Annotated in this window: 21 protein-coding genes; 8 read left to right on the top strand and 13 right to left on the bottom strand. The window is 72.0% G+C overall.

The window, feature by feature from the left end; all coding sequences use genetic code 11:
• Window positions 1–58: 58 nt before the first annotated feature.
• Entirely contained in the window at window positions 59–1,000 is a 942-nt protein-coding gene (locus ACFPZJ_RS00620) for a LysR family transcriptional regulator (protein WP_381015674.1), read from the bottom strand.
• 58 nt (window positions 1,001–1,058) lie between these two features.
• Here ACFPZJ_RS00620 and ACFPZJ_RS00615 point away from each other — a divergent pair, with 58 nt between their 5' ends.
• A complete protein-coding gene (locus tag ACFPZJ_RS00615) occupies window positions 1,059–1,868 on the top strand; it encodes an NAD(P)-dependent oxidoreductase (RefSeq protein ID WP_381015671.1) in 810 nt (269 codons plus the stop codon).
• Between the two features lie 19 nt (window positions 1,869–1,887).
• On the top strand, window positions 1,888–2,274 hold the full coding sequence (locus tag ACFPZJ_RS00610; protein ID WP_381015669.1) for a RidA family protein: 387 nt from the start codon (window positions 1,888–1,890) through the stop codon (window positions 2,272–2,274).
• Between the two features lie 576 nt (window positions 2,275–2,850).
• Here ACFPZJ_RS00610 and ACFPZJ_RS00605 read toward each other — a convergent pair.
• A complete protein-coding gene (locus ACFPZJ_RS00605; protein ID WP_381015666.1) occupies window positions 2,851–3,822 on the bottom strand; it encodes an aldose epimerase family protein in 972 nt (323 codons plus the stop codon).
• A 15-nt stretch (window positions 3,823–3,837) separates the two neighbouring features.
• Window positions 3,838–4,737: an SGNH/GDSL hydrolase family protein gene (locus ACFPZJ_RS00600; protein ID WP_381015664.1), complete on the bottom strand. Its 900-nt coding sequence runs from the start codon at window positions 4,735–4,737 to the stop codon at window positions 3,838–3,840.
• A 259-nt stretch (window positions 4,738–4,996) separates the two neighbouring features.
• On the opposite strand from ACFPZJ_RS00600, the gene ACFPZJ_RS00595 reads away from it, so the two are divergent.
• Window positions 4,997–5,491 (top strand): DUF3145 domain-containing protein, encoded by a 495-nt coding sequence (locus ACFPZJ_RS00595; RefSeq protein ID WP_381015661.1) that lies wholly within the window; start codon window positions 4,997–4,999, stop codon window positions 5,489–5,491.
• Between the two features lie 139 nt (window positions 5,492–5,630).
• Here the strand turns inward: ACFPZJ_RS00595 and fabF are convergent, their stop codons facing one another.
• The 5 genes from fabF to fasR all read right to left on the bottom strand — a co-directional run bounded on the left by fabF (window position 5,631) and on the right by fasR (window position 10,596).
• Window positions 5,631–6,902, bottom strand: coding sequence for a beta-ketoacyl-ACP synthase II (fabF, locus tag ACFPZJ_RS00590; RefSeq protein ID WP_381015658.1), 1,272 nt, complete (start codon window positions 6,900–6,902; stop codon window positions 5,631–5,633).
• Window positions 6,903–6,984: 82 nt separating this feature from the next.
• On the bottom strand, window positions 6,985–7,233 hold the full coding sequence (locus tag ACFPZJ_RS00585) for an acyl carrier protein (protein WP_030341284.1): 249 nt from the start codon (window positions 7,231–7,233) through the stop codon (window positions 6,985–6,987).
• Window positions 7,234–7,334: 101 nt separating this feature from the next.
• Window positions 7,335–8,366, bottom strand: a complete 1,032-nt coding sequence (locus ACFPZJ_RS00580) for a ketoacyl-ACP synthase III (protein WP_381015655.1) — start codon at window positions 8,364–8,366, stop codon at window positions 7,335–7,337.
• An 8-nt stretch (window positions 8,367–8,374) separates the two neighbouring features.
• Window positions 8,375–9,301, bottom strand: coding sequence for an ACP S-malonyltransferase (locus ACFPZJ_RS00575; protein ID WP_381015651.1), 927 nt, complete (start codon window positions 9,299–9,301; stop codon window positions 8,375–8,377).
• 89 nt (window positions 9,302–9,390) lie between these two features.
• A complete protein-coding gene (gene fasR / locus ACFPZJ_RS00570) occupies window positions 9,391–10,596 on the bottom strand; it encodes a fatty acid biosynthesis transcriptional regulator FasR (protein ID WP_381015649.1) in 1,206 nt (401 codons plus the stop codon).
• A gap of 131 nt (window positions 10,597–10,727) precedes the next feature.
• Here fasR and ACFPZJ_RS00565 point away from each other — a divergent pair, with 131 nt between their 5' ends.
• A complete protein-coding gene (locus ACFPZJ_RS00565; protein ID WP_381017256.1) occupies window positions 10,728–11,387 on the top strand; it encodes a pirin family protein in 660 nt (219 codons plus the stop codon).
• Here the strand turns inward: ACFPZJ_RS00565 and ACFPZJ_RS00560 are convergent.
• The gene (locus tag ACFPZJ_RS00560; RefSeq protein ID WP_381015646.1) at window positions 11,384–12,202 is read right to left on the bottom strand and encodes a serine hydrolase domain-containing protein; all 819 of its coding nucleotides are present in this window, start codon (window positions 12,200–12,202) and stop codon (window positions 11,384–11,386) included. The two genes, ACFPZJ_RS00565 and ACFPZJ_RS00560, sit on opposite strands and share 4 nt — an antisense overlap.
• A 233-nt stretch (window positions 12,203–12,435) precedes the next feature.
• On the opposite strand from ACFPZJ_RS00560, the gene ACFPZJ_RS00555 reads away from it, so the two are divergent.
• Both ACFPZJ_RS00555 and ACFPZJ_RS00550 read left to right on the top strand, forming a co-directional pair.
• Entirely contained in the window at window positions 12,436–12,909 is a 474-nt protein-coding gene (locus ACFPZJ_RS00555) for a MerR family transcriptional regulator (protein WP_381015643.1), read from the top strand.
• On the top strand, window positions 12,906–13,922 hold the full coding sequence (locus tag ACFPZJ_RS00550) for an aldo/keto reductase (protein ID WP_381015640.1): 1,017 nt from the start codon (window positions 12,906–12,908) through the stop codon (window positions 13,920–13,922). Before ACFPZJ_RS00555 ends, ACFPZJ_RS00550 begins: the two co-directional genes overlap by 4 nt.
• 79 nt (window positions 13,923–14,001) lie before the next feature.
• Here ACFPZJ_RS00550 and ACFPZJ_RS00545 read toward each other — a convergent pair whose 3' ends face one another.
• From ACFPZJ_RS00545 to ACFPZJ_RS00535, 3 genes are all read right to left on the bottom strand, one after another.
• Window positions 14,002–14,850 carry a DUF4429 domain-containing protein gene (locus ACFPZJ_RS00545; protein ID WP_381015637.1) on the bottom strand — a complete coding sequence of 283 codons (849 nt, stop codon included), beginning with the start codon at window positions 14,848–14,850 and terminating at the stop codon, window positions 14,002–14,004.
• A 67-nt stretch (window positions 14,851–14,917) separates the two neighbouring features.
• A complete protein-coding gene (locus ACFPZJ_RS00540) occupies window positions 14,918–16,135 on the bottom strand; it encodes an alpha/beta hydrolase (RefSeq protein ID WP_381015634.1) in 1,218 nt (405 codons plus the stop codon).
• 81 nt (window positions 16,136–16,216) lie between these two features.
• Window positions 16,217–16,870: a TetR family transcriptional regulator gene (locus ACFPZJ_RS00535; protein WP_381015631.1), complete on the bottom strand. Its 654-nt coding sequence runs from the start codon at window positions 16,868–16,870 to the stop codon at window positions 16,217–16,219.
• Window positions 16,871–16,983: 113 nt separating this feature from the next.
• On the opposite strand from ACFPZJ_RS00535, the gene ACFPZJ_RS00530 reads away from it, so the two are divergent.
• Window positions 16,984–18,603: an MFS transporter gene (locus ACFPZJ_RS00530; RefSeq protein ID WP_381015628.1), complete on the top strand. Its 1,620-nt coding sequence runs from the start codon at window positions 16,984–16,986 to the stop codon at window positions 18,601–18,603.
• Between the two features lie 267 nt (window positions 18,604–18,870).
• Window positions 18,871–19,182 carry a small hydrophobic protein gene (locus ACFPZJ_RS00525; protein ID WP_381015625.1) on the top strand — a complete coding sequence of 104 codons (312 nt, stop codon included), beginning with the start codon at window positions 18,871–18,873 and terminating at the stop codon, window positions 19,180–19,182.
• A 292-nt stretch (window positions 19,183–19,474) separates the two neighbouring features.
• On the opposite strand, the gene ACFPZJ_RS00520 is transcribed toward ACFPZJ_RS00525, so the two are convergent.
• A complete protein-coding gene (locus ACFPZJ_RS00520) occupies window positions 19,475–20,218 on the bottom strand; it encodes a potassium channel family protein (RefSeq protein WP_381015623.1) in 744 nt (247 codons plus the stop codon).
• Window positions 20,219–20,262 lie beyond the last annotated feature (44 nt).

Genomic DNA, 20,262 nt, shown 5'->3' with positions numbered 1-20,262 from the left:
CACGCGCAACGAGCCGCAGTATCACGCGACGCAAGGACCGAACGCCACGCCGCACGCCTCACGGGATCGCCGCGGCCGCCTCCCGCAGTGCGTCGAGGAAGGCCGCGGCGGCCGGTGGGAGTGAGCGTCCCCGTACCGCCGCGGCGTACACGGCCCGGGCCGGGGCGCCCGCGTCGAGCACGCGCAGCAACGCGACGTCGGGGCGCACGGAACCGGCGGCGAGGGCCGGGACCAACGTGACGCCGAGGCCCGCGGCGACGTACCCCTGTTTGGCGGTCCACTCGCCGACGACGTGCGCGACGCGCGGCCGGAAGCCCTGGCGCAGCGCCGCGTCGAGCAGGGTGCCCTCGGGGCGGGGGCTTCCCGAGATCCAGTCGGCGTCGGCGAACTCGCCGAGCTCGACGGGTCCTTGGTGTCCCGTCGCGGGGTGGTCGGCGGGGACGGCGACGTACAGGGACTCGTCGAGGAGGTGGTGCAGGGTGTACGTCTCCAGCGGGGCGCGGCCCGTGGTGGAGACGACCGCGAGGTCCAGGTGCCCGGCGGTCAGGCGGTCCAGCAGGGCCGGGGTGAGCCCCTCCTCGCGGGTGACGTGGACGTGCGGGTGACGGGCCCGGAAGGCGGCCAGGGTCTGCGGCACCAGCGCCGCGTCGGCGGTGGCGAAGGCGCCGAACCGGAGGCGTCCGCCGACCGCCTCGCGCAGCGCGGCCAGCTCGCGCCGGACACCGTGCAGCGCGGCGGCGGCCGCCTCGGCGTGCGGTACGAGGACCCGCCCGGCCTCCGTCAGTCGCACCCCGCGCGGCAGCCGGTCGAAGAGCGGTCCGCCGCCGAGCGCGGTCTCCAGCGAGGAGATCTGCCGCGACACCGCCGACTGGGTCCAGCCCAGCGTCCGGGCGGCGACCGTGAACGAGCCGTGCCGGGCGACCTCGAGGAAGACCCGCAGCCAGACGGTGGAGAGCTCGGGGAGGCCGTCGTCCGCTGCTAACGCATGCTGTTTGGACATGGCTGCCATGCTAGACATTCGCTTGTCGCATCGTCAGGGCGCCCGTAGCGTCGTCGGCATGGAGAAGATCGCCTTCCTGGGCCTCGGGCACATGGGCGCGCCCATGGCCCGCCGCCTCCTGGCCGCAGGACATCCGCTGACCGTCTGGAACCGCACGGCGGTCAAGGCCGAGCCCCTGGCCGCCGAGGGCGCCGTGCGGGCCGCATCCCCGGCCGAGGCGGCGCGCGACGCCGACGTGGTGATCACGATGCTCGCCGGGCCCGAGGCGCTCGGCGCGGTCGCCGACGCCGTGGCGCCCGTGCTGCGGCCCGGCACGTCCTGGCTGGAGATGTCCACGGTCGGGCCGGACGCCGTCGCGGAGTTGGCCGCCCGGCTGAAGGACGGCGTGCGGCTCGTGGACGCGCCGGTCACGGGCAGCACCGACCGGGCCGCCGCCGGCCGGCTCGGCATCCTGGCGGGCGGTGACACGACCGGTGTCGCCCATGTCCTGGCCCACCTCGGCGAGGTCACCCGCACCGGACCGCTCGGCTCCGGCGCCGCCCTCAAACTCGTCGTCAACGCGGCCGTGCTCGGCGGCGTCGCCGTCGTCGCCGAGGCGCTGCGCCTGGCCGACGCGCTCGGCCTCGACGACGACACCGCCCGCACCGCGCTGGCACACAGCCCGCTCGGCGGAGCGCTCGCCCGCGCCGCCGCCGAGGACGTCCACTTCGGCACCACCCTCGCGGTCAAGGACCTCGACCTGGCCACGCGGGCGGCCCGGCTGCCCGCCCTGGAAGCCGCGTCGCAGCACTACCGCCGGGCCGCCGCCGACCCGGCCCTCGCCCACGCCGACATCGCACGGGCCGCCACCGCCGTGCGGACCGCCTGAACACCGCTGGAGGACAGCCATGCGCGTCACCCTGGACAACCCCGCTTCCGCACCCCAGCCGCTCAGCCCCTACTACTCCCAGGTCGCCCGCGTCGAACAGGCCGACGGCAGCGCCCTGTTGTTCCTCTCCGGGCAGATCGCCGAGGGCGCCACCCTCGCCGAACAGACCCGCGGCGTCTTCGAGACCATCGCCGCCCTGCTGAAGGCGCAGGGCGCGACCCTGGCCGACGTCGTCAACATCCGTACGTACCTCACCGACATCTCCCGGCTGGAGGAGTACGGCACCGTGCGGCGGCAGTTCCTCACCAGGACCCCGCCCACCAGCATGACCTTCGAGGCCACGCGGCTCTTCCGCCCGGAGGCCCTGGTCGAGGTGGAGGTCGTGGCGGCCGTACCGGCTCGCTAGTGGCGGCGTACGGGCGCCGCACCGCCTGCACCAGGCCCGCATGCCCCATTCCCGCATGACCCACCGCTCGCGTGGCACCCGCAACCGCACGGTGCCTCCGGCGGCCGGACGCGGGAGGAGGGCGCGGTGGTGCCGGATCTTGTGGGGTTCCTGGGGGTGGTCCTGCTCGCCTACCTCGTGCCCGGCCCCGACTGCTCACATCGTCATAGGCGTCGGCTACTGGCTGGCCCTGGTACCGCTCGCCGCCCGCCTGCGGTCCGTGCTGGGCCGTCCGGACCGGCGTCGCCGCTGGGACCGGATCACCGGGTGCCTCTTCGTCGCTCTCGGCGCCGGGGTGGCGGCGGCCGAGTGACGTCCCACGCACCGCACCCGCGGACCGCTCGCCGCGCCGCGCCTTCGACATCCGGGACGAGATGACCAACTCGTGACCGTTTGTGAAGGGTTCGTACGAGATCCGGGCGGGCCGCTCGATCACCGGCCGCGCGCTGACCGCGAGGATTAACGTCTGATCCGGGAGAAGCCCCCCGAGCAGCCCCGGTCCGGCACCTGACCCCGGACCGGGGCTCACCTCCGCCGTCAGCGCGCCGAGAACCCGTACACCGTCTCCGACCGGAACACCTCGCCCGGCCGCAGGACGGTGCTGGGGAACCCGGGCCGGTTCGGGGAGTCGGGGAAGTGCTGGGTCTCCAGTGCGATCCCGGCCCCGGGTGCGAAGGGCTCGCCCAGGTGGTCCGCCGTGTACACCTGCATCCCCGGCTCCGTGGTCGCCACCGTCAGGAGCCGCCCGGACGCCGGGTCGTACAGCTCGGCGACCTCCACGGGCGTCTGCGTCACGCCCTTGTCGAGGACGAAGGTGTGGTCGTAGCCGGAACCGGCCGCGCGCCGCGCACGGAAGTCGAAGCGGGTGCCCGAGACGTCCTCCAGGGCTCCGGTCGGGATCAGGTCGGCGTCGACCGGCGCGTATCGGGAGGCGGCGACGCGCAGTTCGTGGCCGCCCGCGTTCCCTGAACCGGCGAGGTCGAAGTAGCCGTGGCTCGTCAGGTTCACCACCGTCGGCGCGTCCGTCACCGCCTCGTACGCGATGTGCAGCGCGCCCGTCGCGTCCAGCGTGTACGTCACCGCGACCTCGAGCCGCCCGGGGAACCCCTCCTCGCCGTCCGGGCTGATCCGCGTCAGACGCACTCCGTGCTCGACCGGACGCACGTCCCACACCCGCTGGTCGAAGCCGCGCTCGCCGCCGTGCAGCGCGTTCGGCCCGTTGTTGCGCGCGAGCGTGTACGACCGCCCGTCCAGCATGAAACGGCCCTGGGCGATCCGGTTGGCGTAGCGGCCTATCAGAGCGCCGAGATAGGGCTCCGGGTGCGCGAGATAACCGCCGAGATCCGCGAACCCCAGCACCACGTTCCCCGCACGACCGTCGCGGTCCGGCACCTCGACGGACTGCACGATCCCGCCGTACGACAGGATCCGCACCCGTACGCCCGCCCGTCGCAATGTCCAGCGGTGGACGGGGGTGCCGTCGGAAAGTGTGCCGAAAAGTTCGTTCATGCGCGGAACTCTAGGTCAGCGGGTTTTCGCCGTGACCGTCCGGTACGCGATCTCCGCCAGCCGCGCCTGGCCGTTCACGCTGGGGTGGAACCAGTCCCAGTGACTCAGTTGCTCCGGGCCGAAGCGGTAGTCGTACACCGCGCCGCCGTCGTAACGGCACCGCTCGTCCTTGGCGCAGACCTCCTTCAGCACCTCGTTGTAGTCCTCCACCCGCTTCTGCACCGTGTCCCGCCGCAGCGTCGCCGCCGCGTCCAGGGCGTCCGCGTCGCCCAGCATCGACGGGCAGATGCCGAGCTCCCACACCTGCTTGCCCAGCGGGTTGGTACGGCCCTGCGACCACAGCCGCTTCAGGTTCGGCACACTCGCCACGTACACCTGCGTCTTCGGCAGGGCGGCACGCAGCGCGCGCAGGGCGTCCTGGAAGTCGGCGCGGAAGCCGGCGACCGGCGTCATGGCCGACGTCGTCGGCCGGCAGGCGTCGTTCGCCCCCACCATCACCGTCACCAGCGCGGGCCTGTGCGCCACCGCCCGGGCCATCTGGCCGGGCAGGTCCGCCATCCGCGCCCCCGACACGGCGAGGTTCCAGCTCCGCTTCGCCGCCCCGGCCCGCCCCAGCAGCCGTACCGCGAGACTGTCGACCTCCTTGCTGCTGCCGGTCGCCCAGGACGCCTCCGGGCAGTCCGCCAGGACCGAGCAGGCGTCGAAACCGCGGGTGATGGAGTCGCCGACCGCCGCGATCGACGCGGGGGTGGTGTCCCACACGGGCGTGGGCTTCGGCGACGGCCTGCCCTGCCTGCCCTCGGTGCGGGAGGGTGCGGGGGAGTCGCCACCGACGGCGTCACACCCGGCGACGCCCAGGACGGCCGCGGTCGCCACGGCGAGAACGCCCTGCAAACGGCGGCTTCGTTTCGGCATGCCCCGGTCCATCCCCTCGCCTCGCCGTCCACTGTCCCCAACCAATAACAACGCACGAGGGTTCCCGCCGGGCCAGGTGCAACGGCTCACACCCGTACAAGCGTCCCCCTGGGTGAATGGCAGGCGTTTCCCGGCAGTGGGACCGACGGTACGTCACACTCCTTGCGCCGCCGCACGGTAGCCTCGCCATCAGCGTGGCCCGCCCGGCCACGGCCGTTCCGCCCGTTTCCAAGATGTCCCGCTCTGCCCGGAGGTTCCGGTGACGACACGTGGAGTTCTGTACGTGCACTCCGCGCCGCGCGCGCTGTGCCCGCACGTCGAGTGGGCCATCGCCGGGGTGCTCGGCACGCGCGTCAGCCTGGACTGGATCCGGCAGCCCGCCGCACCGGGCACCTGGCGCTCGGAGTTCTCCTGGCAGGGCGAGGCGGGCACGGCGTCCAAGCTGGCCTCGGCGCTGAGAGGCTGGCACCTGCTCCGCTTCGAGGTCACCGCCGAGCCCTGCGCCACCGCCGAGGGCGAGCGCTACAGCTGCACCCCCGAGCTCGGCATCTTCCACGCCGTCACCGGCATCCACGGCGACATCCTCATCCCCGAGGACCGCCTGCGCGCCGCCCTGCTCCGCGCCCAGAAGGGCGAGACGGATTTGGAGGCGGACATCTCCAAGCTCCTGGGCAAGCCCTGGGACGACGAACTGGAACCGTTCCGCTACGCCGGCGAGGGCGCCCCCGTCCGCTGGCTCCACCAGGTCGTCTGACACCTGCCCGACAACGCCCTCCCGGGGCGCGGGGAACCGCGCGACCAGCCACGGACGAGCAGCACCCGGCGCGTCACGGACCCCACAACGACGACGGCCCGAACTCCTTGCGGAATCCGGGCCGAACGACGTTCAGAGATCACACGGTCCGGAACGCCAGCACCACGTTGTGCCCACCGAACCCGAAGGAGTCGTTGAGGGCGGCGATGCGGCCCTCGACCGGCAGCTTGCGCGCCTCCCCGCGGACGACGTCCGCGTTCGCCTCGGCCTCGGGGTCGATGTTCTCGATGTTGATGGTCGGCGGCGCCACCCGGTGGTACAGCGCGAGCACCGTCGCCACCGACTCGACCCCACCGGCACCACCCAGCAGATGCCCGGTCATCGACTTGGTCGCGGACACCGCGATGTGGTCGGTGTCGTCACCGAACACCTTCCGCAGCGCCTTCAGCTCGGCGATGTCACCGGCCGGCGTCGACGTCGCGTGCGCGTTGACGTGCACGATCTCCGCCGGGTCCAGGCCGGTGCGCTCCAGCAGGTTCTGCAGCGCGTGCGAGATGCCGCGACCCTCCGGCTCCGGCTGCACGATGTCGTGGCTGTCGGCGGAGATGCCCTGGCCGACCGCCTCGGCGTACACCCGCGCACCGCGCTTGGCCGCATGCTCGGCGGACTCCAGGACGATCACGCCGGCGCCCTCGCCGAGGACGAAGCCGTCGCGGGCGACGTCGTAGGGACGCGAGGCGCCCTGCGGGTCGTCGTTGTTCTTGGACATCGCCATCATGTTGCCGAACGCGGCGATGGGCAGCGGGTGGATCGCCGCCTCCGTGCCGCCGGCGACGACGATGTCGGCGCGTCCGGTGCGGATCATCTCGATGGCGTAGCCGATGGCCTCGGCGCCCGACGCGCAGGCGGAGACCGGGGTGTGCACACCGGCGCGGGCGCCCACGGCCAGACCCACGTTCGCCGACGGGCTGTTCGGCATCAGCATGGGAACGGTGTGCGGGGAGACGCGGCGGACGCCCTTCTCCTTCAGCACGTCGTACTGGTCCAGCAGCGTCGTCACGCCACCGATGCCGGAGGCGATGACCGCGCCGAGCCGGTCGGGATCGACGTCGGCGCCCTCACCGGCCTTGGCCTCGAAACCGGCGTCCTTCCACGCCTCCTGGGCCGCGATCAGCGCGAACTGCGCCGAGCGGTCCAGGCGTCGGGCCTGCGGCCGCGGGATGACCTCGGTCGGCTCCACGGCGACCGAGGCCGCGATGCGGACCGCCTGCTCGGCGGCCCAGTCCTGCTCCAGGGGCTTGACGCCGGAACGTCCGGCGACCAGGCCCTCCCAGGTAGAGGCTGCGTCGCCACCCAGCGGTGTGGTTGCGCCGATACCGGTGACGACCACGGTGCGATTGGTCGAGCTCACGGGAATTCTTTCTCCAACGGATACGAGGATCAGCGGCGCCACCGCCGGGTGGCGGGGCCGGGACACGGCCCAGGCAGGGCCTTTAGGCCTGGTGCTTGAGGATGTAGTCGGTCGCGTCGCCGACCGTCTTGAGGTTCTTGACGTCCTCGTCCGGGATCTTGACGTCGAAGCGCTCCTCGGCAGCGACGACGACCTCGACCATGGACAGCGAGTCGACGTCCAGGTCGTCGGTGAAGGACTTGTCCAGCTGGACGTCCTCGACCGGGATGCCGGCGATCTCGTTCACGATCTCCGCGAGACCGGCGACGATCTCTTCCTGAGTGGCGGCCATGTCGGCGCTCCTTCGTAGATATTCAGAGGGTTTGCGGCCCGCCGCGTCAGCGGCAGGTGTTTGCTGTCCCGTGCCGGACCGCATGATCCGGCACGGAGTGCCTAGGGGAGGGTAACGACAGTCGCGGCGTAGACGAGACCCGCCCCGAAGCCGATGACGAGCGCGGTGTCGCCGCTCTTCGCCTCGCCGGTCGCCAGGAGCCGCTCCATCGCGAGCGGGATCGAGGCGGCCGAGGTGTTGCCGGTGGTGCGGATGTCACGGGCGACCGTGACGTGCTCCGGCAGTTTCAGGGTCTTCACCATCGAGTCGATGATCCGCACGTTGGCCTGGTGCGGGATGAAGACGTCCAGGTCGTCCGGGGTGATCCCGGCCGCGTCCAGCGCCTGCTGGGCGACCTTCGCCATCTCGAACACGGCCCAGCGGAACACCGCCTGGCCCTCCTGCGTGATCGCAGGGAACTTGACGTTGCCCTCGGCGTCGAGGGGCAGTTCCGCGAGATCGCCGATGCGGTAGCGGTCCCACGGCACGGTCTGCTTGATGGTCTCGGCCTTGTCGCCCTCCGAGCCCCAGACCGTCGGGCCGATCGCGGGCTCCTGGGACGGGCCGACCACGACCGCGCCGGCGCCGTCGCCGAACAGGAAGGCCGTGGCCCGGTCCTCCAGGTCGGTCAGGTCGGAGAGCCGCTCCACGCCGATGACGAGGACGTACTCGGCGGAACCCTCGACGATCAGGCCCTTGGCGAGGGTCAGCCCGTAGCCGAAGCCCGCGCAGCCCGCGGAGATGTCGAAGGCGGCGGCCTTGTTCGTGCCCAGCTTGTCGGCGATCTCGGTGGCGATGGCCGGGGTCTGGCTGAAGTGCGAGACCGTCGAGACGACCACGGCGCCGATCTGCTCCGCGTCGATCCCGGCGTCCGCGATCGCCTTGCCCGAGGCTTCGATCGACATCGCCGCGACGGTCTCCTCCGGCGACGCCCAGTGCCGGGTCTCGATGCCGGAGCGCGAGCGGATCCACTCGTCGGACGAGTCGATCCGCTCCAGGATCACCTCGTTCGGCACGACCCGGGTGGGGCGGTAGCCGCCCACACCGAGGATGCGCGCGTACGGGGCGCCCTTGCTGGGCTTGATCTTCGCCATGTGGGCTCCTAGGAGGCGCTGTGCTCGGCGATGAGCTCGCGAGCCGCGTCGAGGTCGGCGGGTGTCTTCAGGGCCAGCGTCTTCACGCCGGGCAGGGCGCGCTTGGCGAGCCCGGTGAGCGTGCCGCCCGGGCAGACCTCCAGCAGTGCGGTGACGCCGAGCTCCTTGAAGGTCTCCATGCACAGGTCCCAGCGGACCGGGTTGGCGACCTGCCCGACCAGGCGCTCGAGCACCTCGGCGCCGGTGGCGACGGCCCGGCCGTCCTTGTTGGAGACGTACGTGACCTTCGGGTCGGCGGGCGCCAGGTCCTCGGCGGCCTTCGCCAGCGCGTCGACCGCGGGGGCCATGTGGTGCGTGTGGAAGGCGCCGGCGACCTGGAGCTTGACGACCTTGCGCACGCCCTCGGGCTTGTCGGCCTCCAGCGCGGCGATCTGCTGCGTGGTGCCGGCCGCCACGATCTGGCCCGCGCCGTTGATGTTCGCCGGGGTCAGGCCCAGCTTCTCCAGGTGCGGCACGGTCACCTCGGGGTCGCCGCCGAGCAGCGCGGCCATCCCGGTCTCGGTGATCGCGGCGGCCTCTGCCATGGCCAGCCCCCGCTTGCGTACGAGGCTCAGCGCGGCGGTGTCGTCGAGAACCCCGGCGAACGCCGCGGCGGTGATCTCACCGACGCTGTGCCCCGCGACCGCGCCCGGCGCGATGTCGGTCATGTCACCGAGTGCCGAGGCGGAGAGGATCCCGGCCGCCACGAGCAGCGGCTGGGCCACGGCCGTGTCGCGGATCGCGTCCGCGTCGGCCTGCGTGCCGTAGTGGACGAGGTCGAGGCCGATGGCGTCCGACCAGGCGGCGACGCGGTCGGCGGCACCGGGCAGTTCGAGCCATTCAGTCAGGAAGCCGGGCGTCTGGGCGCCCTGGCCGGGAGCGACGAGTACGAGCACTCTCACACTCTCTCTTGGGGACGGCCACGGCCGCCCGTGGGGACAAGGACGAAGAACAGGAAGGGGTTTTGTGGAGCCCCGACAAAACCCTAGGGCTGCAGATCTCCATCGGCCAGACGCCCCAGGATCAGCGCGATCCGCAGTGTGAAGGCCGAGCGTACATCGGAGGGCGACCAGCCGGTGACGTCAGTCACACGTCGGAGCCGGTAGCGCACGGTGTTGGGGTGAACGAACAGCATCCGGGCGGCGCCTTCCAGACTGCTGGCCTGTTCCAGGTAGACGCTCAGCGTCTCCAGGAGGGCGGCGCCGGCCTCCTCCAGCGGTCTGTAGATCTCCTCCACCAGCTGCTCACGGGCCGAGGGGTCGCCGGCGATCGCCCGCTCCGGAAGCAGGTCGTCCGCCAGGACCGGACGCGGGGCGTCCTGCCAGGCAGAACACGCCTTCAGACCGGCCGCGGCGGCCTGCGCGGACCGGGTCGCGGCCAGCAGGTCCGGCACGATCGGGCCCGCCACGACCGGCCCCGCCGCAAACGGTCCGATCAGCGACTTGGCGACGGCCAGCGGGTTGTCGCTGCCGCCCGCGATGACGACGAGCCGGTCCCCGAGCACCCCGGTCAGCACCTGGAGCTTGGCGTGCCGGGCGGCGCGCCGGATGGCATCCACGGTCAGCTCCGAGTCGCCGTCGGGCGCGGTCCCGAGCACCACGCACACGTGCTCCGGCGAGTTCCACCCGAGGGCGGCTGCCCGGGACACGGCGCCCTCGTCGGCTTCCCCGCTGAGCACGGCGTTCACCACGAGGGACTCCAGCCGCGCGTCCCAGGCACCGCGTGCCTCGGCGGCCTGGGCGTACACCTGGGCGGTGGCGAAGGCGATCTCGCGGGCGTACACGAGCAGCGCCTCGCGCAGCACGGACTCGTCGCCGGGTGCCGCGACCTCGTCGATCGCGGACTCCATGACCTCGATCGTGGTCCGCACCATCTCCACGGTCTGGCGCAGGGTGATGGCCCGGGTCAGCTCGCGCGGCGCGGTGCCGAAGACATCGGTGGAGATGGCCTGCGGGGCGTCCGGGTGCCGGAACCACTCGGTGAAGGCGGCGATACCGGCCTGCGCGACCAGCCCGATCCAGGAACGGTTCTCCGGAGGCATGGCCCGGTACCAGGGCAGCGTCTCGTCCATCCGCGCGATGGCCTGCGCGGCCAGGGATCCGGAGGACTTCTCCAGCCGCTTCAGCGTCGCGGCGTGCGGGTGGTCGCCGTGGGCTGCGGCTTCGTTCTTGCTGGCTTCGGGTTCGGGCACGGGGACAAGACTGCCTTATCTGGACGGGAGGGTGCGCTGCCGGGGTGGGTACCCCCTGCTCGCGCGGAGCGGAGGGTTCGGGGAGGTGAGGTCCTCGGCGGGTCCGTCGCGGGTCTACGGTGGTGCTCGTGATGGACGTACGGCGCGCGGACGAGCGCTACCGGGGCGGCGAACCGGCGGCCGGAATCGAGACCTGGCACGCCTTCTCCTTCGGCCCCCACTACGACCCCGACAACCTTCGCTTCGGCGCGGTGATCGCCTGCAACGAGGAGCACCTGGCCCCCGGCGCCGGTTTCGACGAGCACGCCCACAGCCACACCGAGATCGTGACCTGGGTCGTCGAGGGCGAACTGACCCATCGCGACTCCACGGGTCACGAGAGCGTGGTCCGCCCCGGCGACGTGCAGCGCCTCAGCGCGGCGGCGGGCGTCCGGCACGTCGAACGCAACGACGGCCCGACCCCCCTGACCTTCCTCCAGATGTGGCTGGCCCCCCGCGACCCCGGCGGCGACCCCTTCTACGAGGTCGTCCACGGCATCGCCGATTCCACGCCGTACGCGCTCCCCGAGGCGGGCGCGATGCTGCACGTACGCCGCCTGTCCGCGGGGCAGCGGACGGCGGTGCCGGACGCGGCGTACGTGTACCTGCACGTCCTACGGGGCCAGGTGCGCCTGGGCGGCGAGGAGTTGGGCCCCGCGGACGCGGCCCGGATCACGGGCGCCGAGGACCTGGAGGCGGTCGCGGCGGGTTCGGGAGCGGAACTGCTGATGTGGGAGATGTCGGCCGACTAACGGATCTCCGCCAGCACCGCGTCCGTGAACGCCGGCCACGCCTCGATCGCCCACGGCCCGAACGCCCGGTCCGTCAGCGCCGCACACGCGGCACCGGCCTCCGGGTCGATCCACAGGAACGTACCGGACTGCCCGAAATGCCCGAACGTGCGCGGTGAGGACGAGGACCCCGTCCAGTGCGGCGCTTTGGCGTCGCGGATCTCGAAGCCCAGCCCCCAGTCGTTCGGGTTCTGGTGCCCGTAGCCGGGCAGGACGCCCTTCGTGCCCGGGTACTGCACGGTCATCGCCTCGGCGACGGTCCGCGGGTCCAGCAGGCGGGGGGCCTGCACCTCGGCCGCGAAACGCAGCAGGTCCTCCACCGTGGACACCCCGTCCTTGGCCGGCGAGCCCTCCAGGGCCGTCCCCGTCATGCCCAGCGGCTCGAGCACCGCCTGCCGCAGGTACTCCGCGAAGGGGATGTCGGTCGCCTTCGCGAGGTGATCCGCCAGCTGCTCGAACCCTGCGTTGGAGTACAGCCGTCGCTCACCGGGCGGGGCCGTCACCTTGTGCTCGTCGAAGGCGAGCCCCGAGGTGTGCGCGAGCAGGTGCCGTACGGTCGCGCCCTGCGGCCCGGCCGGCTCGTCGAGCTCGACCGCCCCCTCCTCGTACGCGACGAGCACCGCGTACGCCGCGAGCGGCTTGGTGACCGAGGCCAGCGGAAAACGCCGGTCGACCGGCCCGTGGGCGCCCAGGACGGTGCCGTCCGCCCGTACGACGCCCACCGCGGCGGTGGGAACCGGCCAGTTCTCGATCAACGTGAGGCTCTTCAAGGACATGCTGCGAGCCTAAGCCGCTCCCCGGCGCAGGCGCATCGAGGGGTCCCGGTCCCGGGTGAGGCCGAGCCACGGGTACGGCGGCTCGGCCCTGCTGGGATCGCGGATGCGGTCAGCGCCACCTGCCCGGCGCCCCGTTGACCCATGCGCCGACCAGCCGGATCAGGACGCGTCCTGCCGATTTCTTACCGCCGACGCTTGCTTGGAGTGCGCTCCAAGGTCCTAGCGTTGAGGCCATGACGGTGATGGAGACCGAGACCACGACGAGTACCAGTACCGACACCTGCGCCGGTCCGCGGCCGCAGAACCGGCGCCCGGACGGCGAGGACAAGTACACGATCAGCGAGGTCGCCGCCCTCACCGGCCTGACGGCGCACACCCTGCGCTGGTACGAGCGCATCGGGCTGATGCCGCACATCGACCGCTCCCACACCGGCCAGCGACGCTACACCAACCGCGACCTGGACTGGCTGGACCTCGTCGGCAAGCTCCGCCTGACCGGCATGCCGGTCGCGGACATGGTCCGCTACGCGGAACTGGTGCGCGAGGGCGACCACACCTACAACGAGCGATTCGAGCTGCTGAAGGCGACCCGGGAGGACGTGCTGGCCAGGATCACCGAACTCCAGGGCACGCTGGCCGTGCTCGACCGGAAGATCAATTTCTACGCGGACGCCGGGCGCGCCCTGGCGTCGGAGAGGTCCCGATGACGGACGGCAAGATACCGACGGTGAAGCTGGGCGGCGACGGCCCGGAAGTGGGCATCCAGGGCCTCGGCTGCATGGGCATGAGCTTCGCCTACGGGCCTGTGGACGCGGACGCCTCCCGGGCCACCCTGGAGCGGGCGCTGGAGTTGGGCGTCACGTTGTACGACACGGCGGACGCGTACGGCGCGGGCGAGAACGAGCGGTTCCTCTCCCCCTTCTTCAAGGCGCACCGCGACGAGGTCGTCATCGCGACCAAGTTCGCCCTGTCGATCCCGCCGGACGACCCGACGCGCCGCGTCGTGCGCAACGACCCGCCCTACATCCGCCAGGCCGTCGAGGCCAGCCTGAAGCGGCTCGACGTCGACGTGATCGACCTCTACTACATGCACCGGCGCGATGTGAACGTGCCGATCGAGGAGACCGTCGGCACCATGGCCGAGCTGGTCCGCGAGGGCAAGGTCAAGCAACTGGGCCTGAGCGAGGTCACCGCCGGCGAACTGCGGGCCGCGCACGCCGTCCACCCGATCGCCGCCGTGCAGTCGGAGTGGTCGCTGTTCAGCCGGGACATCGAGCCCAGGGTCGTGCCCGCGGCCCGCGAACTGGGCGTGACGCTCGTCCCGTACTCCCCGCTCGGCCGAGGCTTCCTGACGGGGTCCTTCGTCAACGCCGAGACGGACCTCACGGCCGACGACTTCCGCCGCCAGCAGCCCCGCTTCACCGGCGACAACGCGGCCGCCAACGCGGCCCTGCTGGAACCCGTCCGTGCCGTCGCCGAGGCCCACGGCGCCTCCCTCGGCCAGATCGCCCTGGCGTGGGTCCAGCAGCAGGCATCGGTCCACGGCCTCCCGGTCGTCCCGATCCCGGGCACCCGCAGGCCGACCCGGGTGGAGGAGAACGTGGGCGCGACTCGGATCGTGCTCACCGAAGAGGAACTGGCCCTGCTGGACCCGATCGCGGACCAGGTCGCGGGCGACCGCTACGCGGACATGCGGTTCGCTTCCGCGGGCCGCGAGTGAAGGTTCCTCAGGGGCGCGGGGAACGGCGCGAGCGTCCGACGCCGACCCGCACCCGCCGACGACGGGAACCCGGCAGGCGCTAGAGCTCCGCCAGCAACTCCGCCTTCTTCACCGAGAACTCCTCATCCGTCACCAGCCCGGCCTGATGCAACTCCCCGAGATGACGGATGCGCTCGGCGATGTCGGCGGGGTCGCGGCGGGGCGCCGCGGCCGGGACGGCGGCCACGGGCCCGCGGTCCCGGACCGCCGCCGACACCGCCGCCGCGAACGGCAAGGACTCGTGCACCGGCCCGTATCCCAGCCCGAACACGACAGCGGCCGGATCCTGGTCCGGCTGCACACCCGGCGCGTCCGCATCACGCCGCAGCAACCGCAGATGCCCCTCGAACACCTCGGGGGACCGCCACTCCACCCCGCTGAGGTCGGCGACCGCGAACGTCTGGTCGCCCGCCTTCCACTTCGCCGACGACGCCCCGGTCCAGAACCACCGGAAGGACACCGACGTGCCGTCGAAGGACGCCTTGCCGTCGTACGCCTTGAACCGCAGCGGCGCCTCGGGGGCCGCCACCAGGTGACGCTCGGCGGGCCCGGACTCGGTCAGCCGCCCGCGCAACTCGTCGGCGTAGTACTCGGCGAGCACCTCCCGCTCGGCGGGCAGCACCAGCCGGTAGGGGTCGCAGCTCTCCTTCAGCTGCCCCGCCGCCACCTCCATCAAGGGGTCCGCGCCCGGGCGCGGTTCGGCGCGCAGGACGACGGTGCCGCGTCTGCCGGGCGTCAGCGTCACCCTCGCGAGCGCCTCCAGGGGAACACGTCGCTCCCCGAGCGCCTGGAACAACTTGGGTGTCCGAATCCCCCGTTCGTAACGGATGAGCACGGAGTCGGACTCGAACTCCCAGGCGGCATGAAATCCGGCCAGTACGTCACCCATGCGGCTCATCGTATGCGGCACGCGCTCCTTCATCCCATCCCCGCGCACACCGCAGTCCCTCCCGCCTCTACGCGCGTCCGGCCGTCGTCGTACCGGACAAACCCGTCCGGCAGACGTCGTCTTCGTGCGCGCAGTGCACCGCGTGGTACGCGCCTACACCGATCTCTGCGAAGTTCGTCAGGCTCTGCGTGCCGGGCACGAAGTAGCCGCTGTGACCCTGTGCTCCCCGCGCCGACAGCACCCGCGCCCCGAACCCGGCCGACACCGGGTCGGCGCCGTGGCCGAACCCGCCCAGTTCCAGGTACGGCACGTCCTGGATCCAGTCGTCGGAGTCCCGCATGGCCCACACATGGGCGGTGGTACGCAGGTTCGAGGCCTTCTCGGCGCGCATACCGGGGCTGCCGGCCACCGCGATGTCCGTCACCCGGCCCGGCAGGGCGCGCGCGGCGAGCCCGCACACCACGGAGCCGTAGCTGTGGCAGAACAGCGAGACCGGCGCGGCGCCGGGCAGTCCGCGCAGCATCGCGTTGAGCCGTACCGCACCGACCTCGGCGCGCATCGCCGTGGCCGCGTCCATGCCGAGGCCGCTGGGTGCCGTGTAGTCGGCCCAGGCGATCACGGCCGTACGGGTCGTAGGGCTCGCCGCGCGCTCGGCCGCGTACAGGGACTCGGCCATGCCGACGGGCGCCGAGTACTTGCGGTAGGTGCGCTGGAAGGTGAGCAGGTCGGTGTCGACGCCGGGCACGACGACGGAGACCCGGTCGGCCCCGCGCAGATCGCCGAACACCTCCGCGACCCGGCCCGACCCCTCCGGGTCGAAGGCGAGGATGCGGCGGCCGGGTTCCATCAGCACCTCGAAGCGGCGCATACGGCGGTCCGCCTCCTGCTGCCCGGCCGGGGTGAGGCGGCTGTCGCGGCTCCGGGTCAGCTCGACCTTGCGCGCCTGGCCGAGCGCGATGCGGTTGGCCCGGTAGCGCAGGTCGACCGGGGCGCCGTTCATGTTGCCGACCGCGAGCGGATAGCGGCGGGCGAGGGAGGCGCGCTGCCCCTCGGTGAGGGAGGAGAAGAAGCGGGCCAGGCGGAGGGGGGCCGACTGCGGGTCCGGAAGCCGGTGCTCGCCGATCCGGCCGTGCTCCCAGGCACTGAGCGAGGCCTGGAGCGGTGTCTCGCTCCGCTGGTTGCGCAGGGCGGTCCAGCCGGTGGTCGCCAGCATCACGAAGACCACGGCCAGCGCGAGCAGCGCACGCCAGACGTTCAGTTGCGGGGAGGTGTCGAAGGAAGTCACTGAAAGGACACACTAGGAGAACGAGAGGGTCTCACGTTAACCAAGTGACTGGGATCACGTTTCGTCAGAAGCGTTCGGGGTTCAATCCGTACGCCAGTTCCCCGCGAGGGCCGGGCCCACCTGGTCGAGGTAGGCGGTCATGAGCGCGCGCATCGCGTCGAGGCTGAAGTCGTCCCCGGCGGACCACATCCGCTCCGTGACGCGGATCACCCCGCCGAAGCAGGCGACCAGGATCCGCGGGCGCGGATCCGCGTCCACGTCCAGTCCCTCCCGCTCGGCGACGATGCCCGCGAGCTGCTCCTCCAGCTCCGCCGAGCGCCGCAGATGCGCGGCGAGCAGGGCGGGCGTCGACTCGATCACCCGGTAGACCCGCATGTGGAGGTCGATCGGCACGATCCGCTCGACGGCCTCGTTGATGGTGTCCCAGCTCTCCAGCACGGCCCGGCGCAGCGCTTCCAGCGGCGCCTCGCCGGGCGGGCGGGCGCGCACGGCGGCCACGATGTGCGACTCCGCCAGGCGTGGCACGAAGAACGCGACCTCCTCCTTGCTGGCGAAGTAGCGGAAGAAGGTGCGCTGCGAGACGTCGGCGGCCGCGGCGATGTCGTCGACGGTCGTCTCCTCGTACCCGCGCGTGGTGAACAGTTCGAGGGCGGCCCGCAGCAGGGTGTCCCGGGTGCGCTGTTTCTTGCGTTCACGCAGGCCCAGGACCCTGTGCTCGCCGTCCGCCGTTTTCAAGGGGCCTCTCCTCCGCACCGTTCTCCCAGTTCAGGCTATACGTGGTGTCGTGTCAGTCACCGACTTGTGAATTGGTTTGTCAACTGTCAGTGGCTGTCATTAGCCTCGAACACATGACTAGTCAGACCACCATCGACACGACGGGGTCGGGGGGCGAGGCGCCGGCAGCCCCGTCGGACGCGACGCCGGCCAAGGGGCTGCGCGGGCACCCTTGGCTCACCCTCATAACCGTCGCAGTGGGGGTCATGATGGTGGCCCTCGACGGCACCATCGTGGCCATCGCCAACCCGGCCATCCAGAGGGACCTCGGCGCCACCTTCGCCGAGGTCCAGTGGATCACCAACGGCTACTTCCTCGCCCTCGCGGTCTCCCTGATCACCGCGGGCAAGCTCGGTGACCGCTTCGGACACCGGCAGACCTTCCTCATCGGCGTCGTCGGCTTCGCCGCCGCCTCGGGCGCCATCGGCCTGTCCAGCAGCATCGCTCTGGTCGTCACCTTCCGTGTGCTCCAGGGCCTGTTCGGCGCGCTGCTCATGCCGGCCGCGCTCGGCCTGCTGCGGGCCACCTTCCCCGCCGAGAAGCTCAACATGGCCATCGGCATCTGGGGCATGGTCATCGGCGCCTCCACCGCCGGCGGGCCGATCCTCGGCGGCGTCCTCGTCGAGCACGTCAACTGGCAGTCGGTGTTCTTCATCAACGTGCCGGTCGGCATCCTCGCCGTCGTCCTCGGCGTCGTGATCCTGCTCGACCACCGTGCCGAGAACGCCCCGCGCTCCTTCGACGTGCTGGGCATCGCCCTGCTGTCGGCCGCCATGTTCTGCCTCGTGTGGGCGCTGATCAAGGCCCCGGAGTGGGGCTGGGGCGACGGCAGGACGTGGGCGTTCATCGCCGCGTCGGCCGTGGGCTTCGCGCTCTTCGCCTTCTGGGAGACGAAGGTGAAGGAGCCGCTGATCCCGCTGGGTCTGTTCCGCTCGGTCCCGCTCTCCGCGGGTGTCGTGCTGATGGTCCTGATGGCCATCGCCTTCATGGGCGGCCTGTTCTTCGTGACGTTCTACCTCCAGAACGTGCACGGCATGGGCCCGATCGACGCGGGTCTGCACCTGCTGCCGCTCACCGGCATGATGATCGTCGGCTCCCCGCTCGCGGGCGCGATGATCACCAAGTTCGGTCCCCGCGTCCCGCTGGCCGGCGGCATGGCGCTCACCGCCATCGCCATGTACGGCATGTCCACGCTGGAGACGGACACGGGCAGCGGCACCATGTCCGTCTGGTTCGCCCTGCTGGGCCTCGGCCTCGCGCCCGTCATGGTCGGCGCCACCGAGGTCATCGTCGGCAACGCGCCCATGGAGCTGTCCGGTGTCGCCGGCGGCCTCCAGCAGGCGGCGATGCAGATCGGCGGCAGCCTCGGCACGGCCGTGCTGGGTGCCGTGATGGCGTCCAAGGTCGACAGCGACCTCGTCGGCAACTGGAAGGACGCCGGGCTTCCGCAGCTCACGCCGGACCAGCTGGACCAGGCCGCCGAGGCCGTCCAGGTCGGTGTGGCACCGGTCGCCAAGGGCACGCCCGAGCCGATCGCCGCGAAGATCACCGAGGTCGCGCACGACACGTTCATCTCCGGCATGAGCCTGGCCTCGCTCGTCGCGGCGGGGGTCGCCGCCGTGGCCGTGCTCGTCGCGTTCCTCACCAAGCGCGGGGCGAACGCGGAGGCCGGCGCGGGCGTGGGTCACCTCTGACCCGGTACGGGGTTTCGTTCGCCTATCAGGGTGAACAAGACCGCTGATCTCTCCCCTCCAGCGGCATCGCAGGTCACAGTGGGTCAAGTCCTCCGCAGGGCATGGGGGACGCCGGCTGCGGCGCGCTGCTGGAGGGGGGCAGCGCGCAGGCAGCGGACCGTAGTGCCTACTTCCGTTGAAAACGGGAGGAATGGCCGCCGTGTCGGGTGGTACTCGCCGCACCGAACCCCGTAACGCATCCAACTGTCTGAGGGGTTCAGGGAGTTGATGATGGCGAGCTTCGGACACGGAACGCGCAGGTACCCCCGCTCACGTGGCCGGACGTGGTCACGGACCGGGCCGGATCGCGCGACGCTCGGAGTCATCGGAGTCATCTGCGCGATCGCGGGATTCTTCGTGCTGGGGATCATCCTCGGCCCCGTCGCGATCGTCTGCGGCTGGCTCGCCATGGGCCGCACCTGGGCGGGCTCCCGCCCTGTGACGGCCGTGGTCGCCCTCGTCCTGGGCGCCATAGACACGCTCCTGGCAGTCATCTGGCTCGCCGGAGCGACGACCCCCGGCAACGGCATGCTGTTCTGACCCGGGGAAGCAAGTGGAAGGGCCTCCGGCGACCGGCCGGGGGCCCCTTTCTGCTTCCCCCGGGGGCCCCTTTCTGCCTCCCGGGGGAGCGAGGCGCCGGAGCCGTACGGGGCGACGCTTGGCGTGAGCGGCGGGCATGCGTGCCTCCGCCGGCGCCTCGAGGGCGGGGAGGTATCCCCGGGGGCCGCGAGTGGGCGCCGTGGTCCCCCGCGCGCGGGGCGGCACACCCGCCCGGCCCCGGCCGCGCGGGGTGGCACACCCGCCCGGCCCCGGCCGCGACCCTGCGGGTGCGCTATGTCGCCGACGTTCCCCTCAGCCCCTTCAGCGCGGCCACCTCGTCCCGCAGCGCCCGTACCTCCTCCGTCAGCTCCCGTATCGCCTGGGTCTGCCGCCGCTCCTCCACGTCGTCCTTCTCGAACCGCGCTATGAACCACGCCGCGATGTTCGCCGTCACCACACCCAGCAGCGCGATCCCGGACAGCATCAGCCCCACCGCCAGCATCCGCCCCAGCCCGGTCGTCGGCGCGTGATCCCCGTACCCCACCGTCGTCATCGTCGTGAACGACCACCACACCGCGTCACCCAGCGTCCTGATGTTCCCGTCCGGTGAGTCCCGTTCCACCGACAGCACGGCGAGCGAGCCGAACATCAGCAGCCCGACCACCGACCCGGCGACATACGTCGTGAGCCGTATCTGCGAGGCCATCCGCGCCCGCTGCCCGACCAGCAGCAGCGTCGACACCAGCCGCAGCAGCCGCATCGGCTGGAGCAGCGGCAGCAGCACCGCCCCCAGGTCGAGCCAGTGCGTCCGTACGAACTGCCAGCGCCGCTCCGCCAGGGCGAGCCGTACGACGTAGTCGAGCGCGAACGCGCCCCACACGACCCACTCCACCGCCGTGCACACCTCGACGACGTCCCGGCTCGCCTCGGGCCGGACGATCGGCACGGCGTAGGCGACGGCGAAGGCCACGGCCAGGCCGAGGAGCGGCCGCTGTGTGTGCTGTTCCCAACGGGCTTGGGGCGAACGCAGCTTCATGGGCGAATGGTAGGAAACGTGAAGGGGTGGTGTACCCGCGGGTG

This window comes from Streptomyces bullii, assembly GCF_042657145.1.
GTDB lineage: Bacteria > Actinomycetota > Actinomycetes > Streptomycetales > Streptomycetaceae > Streptomyces > Streptomyces bullii.
This window is presented reverse-complemented; position numbering and strand designations above follow the sequence as displayed.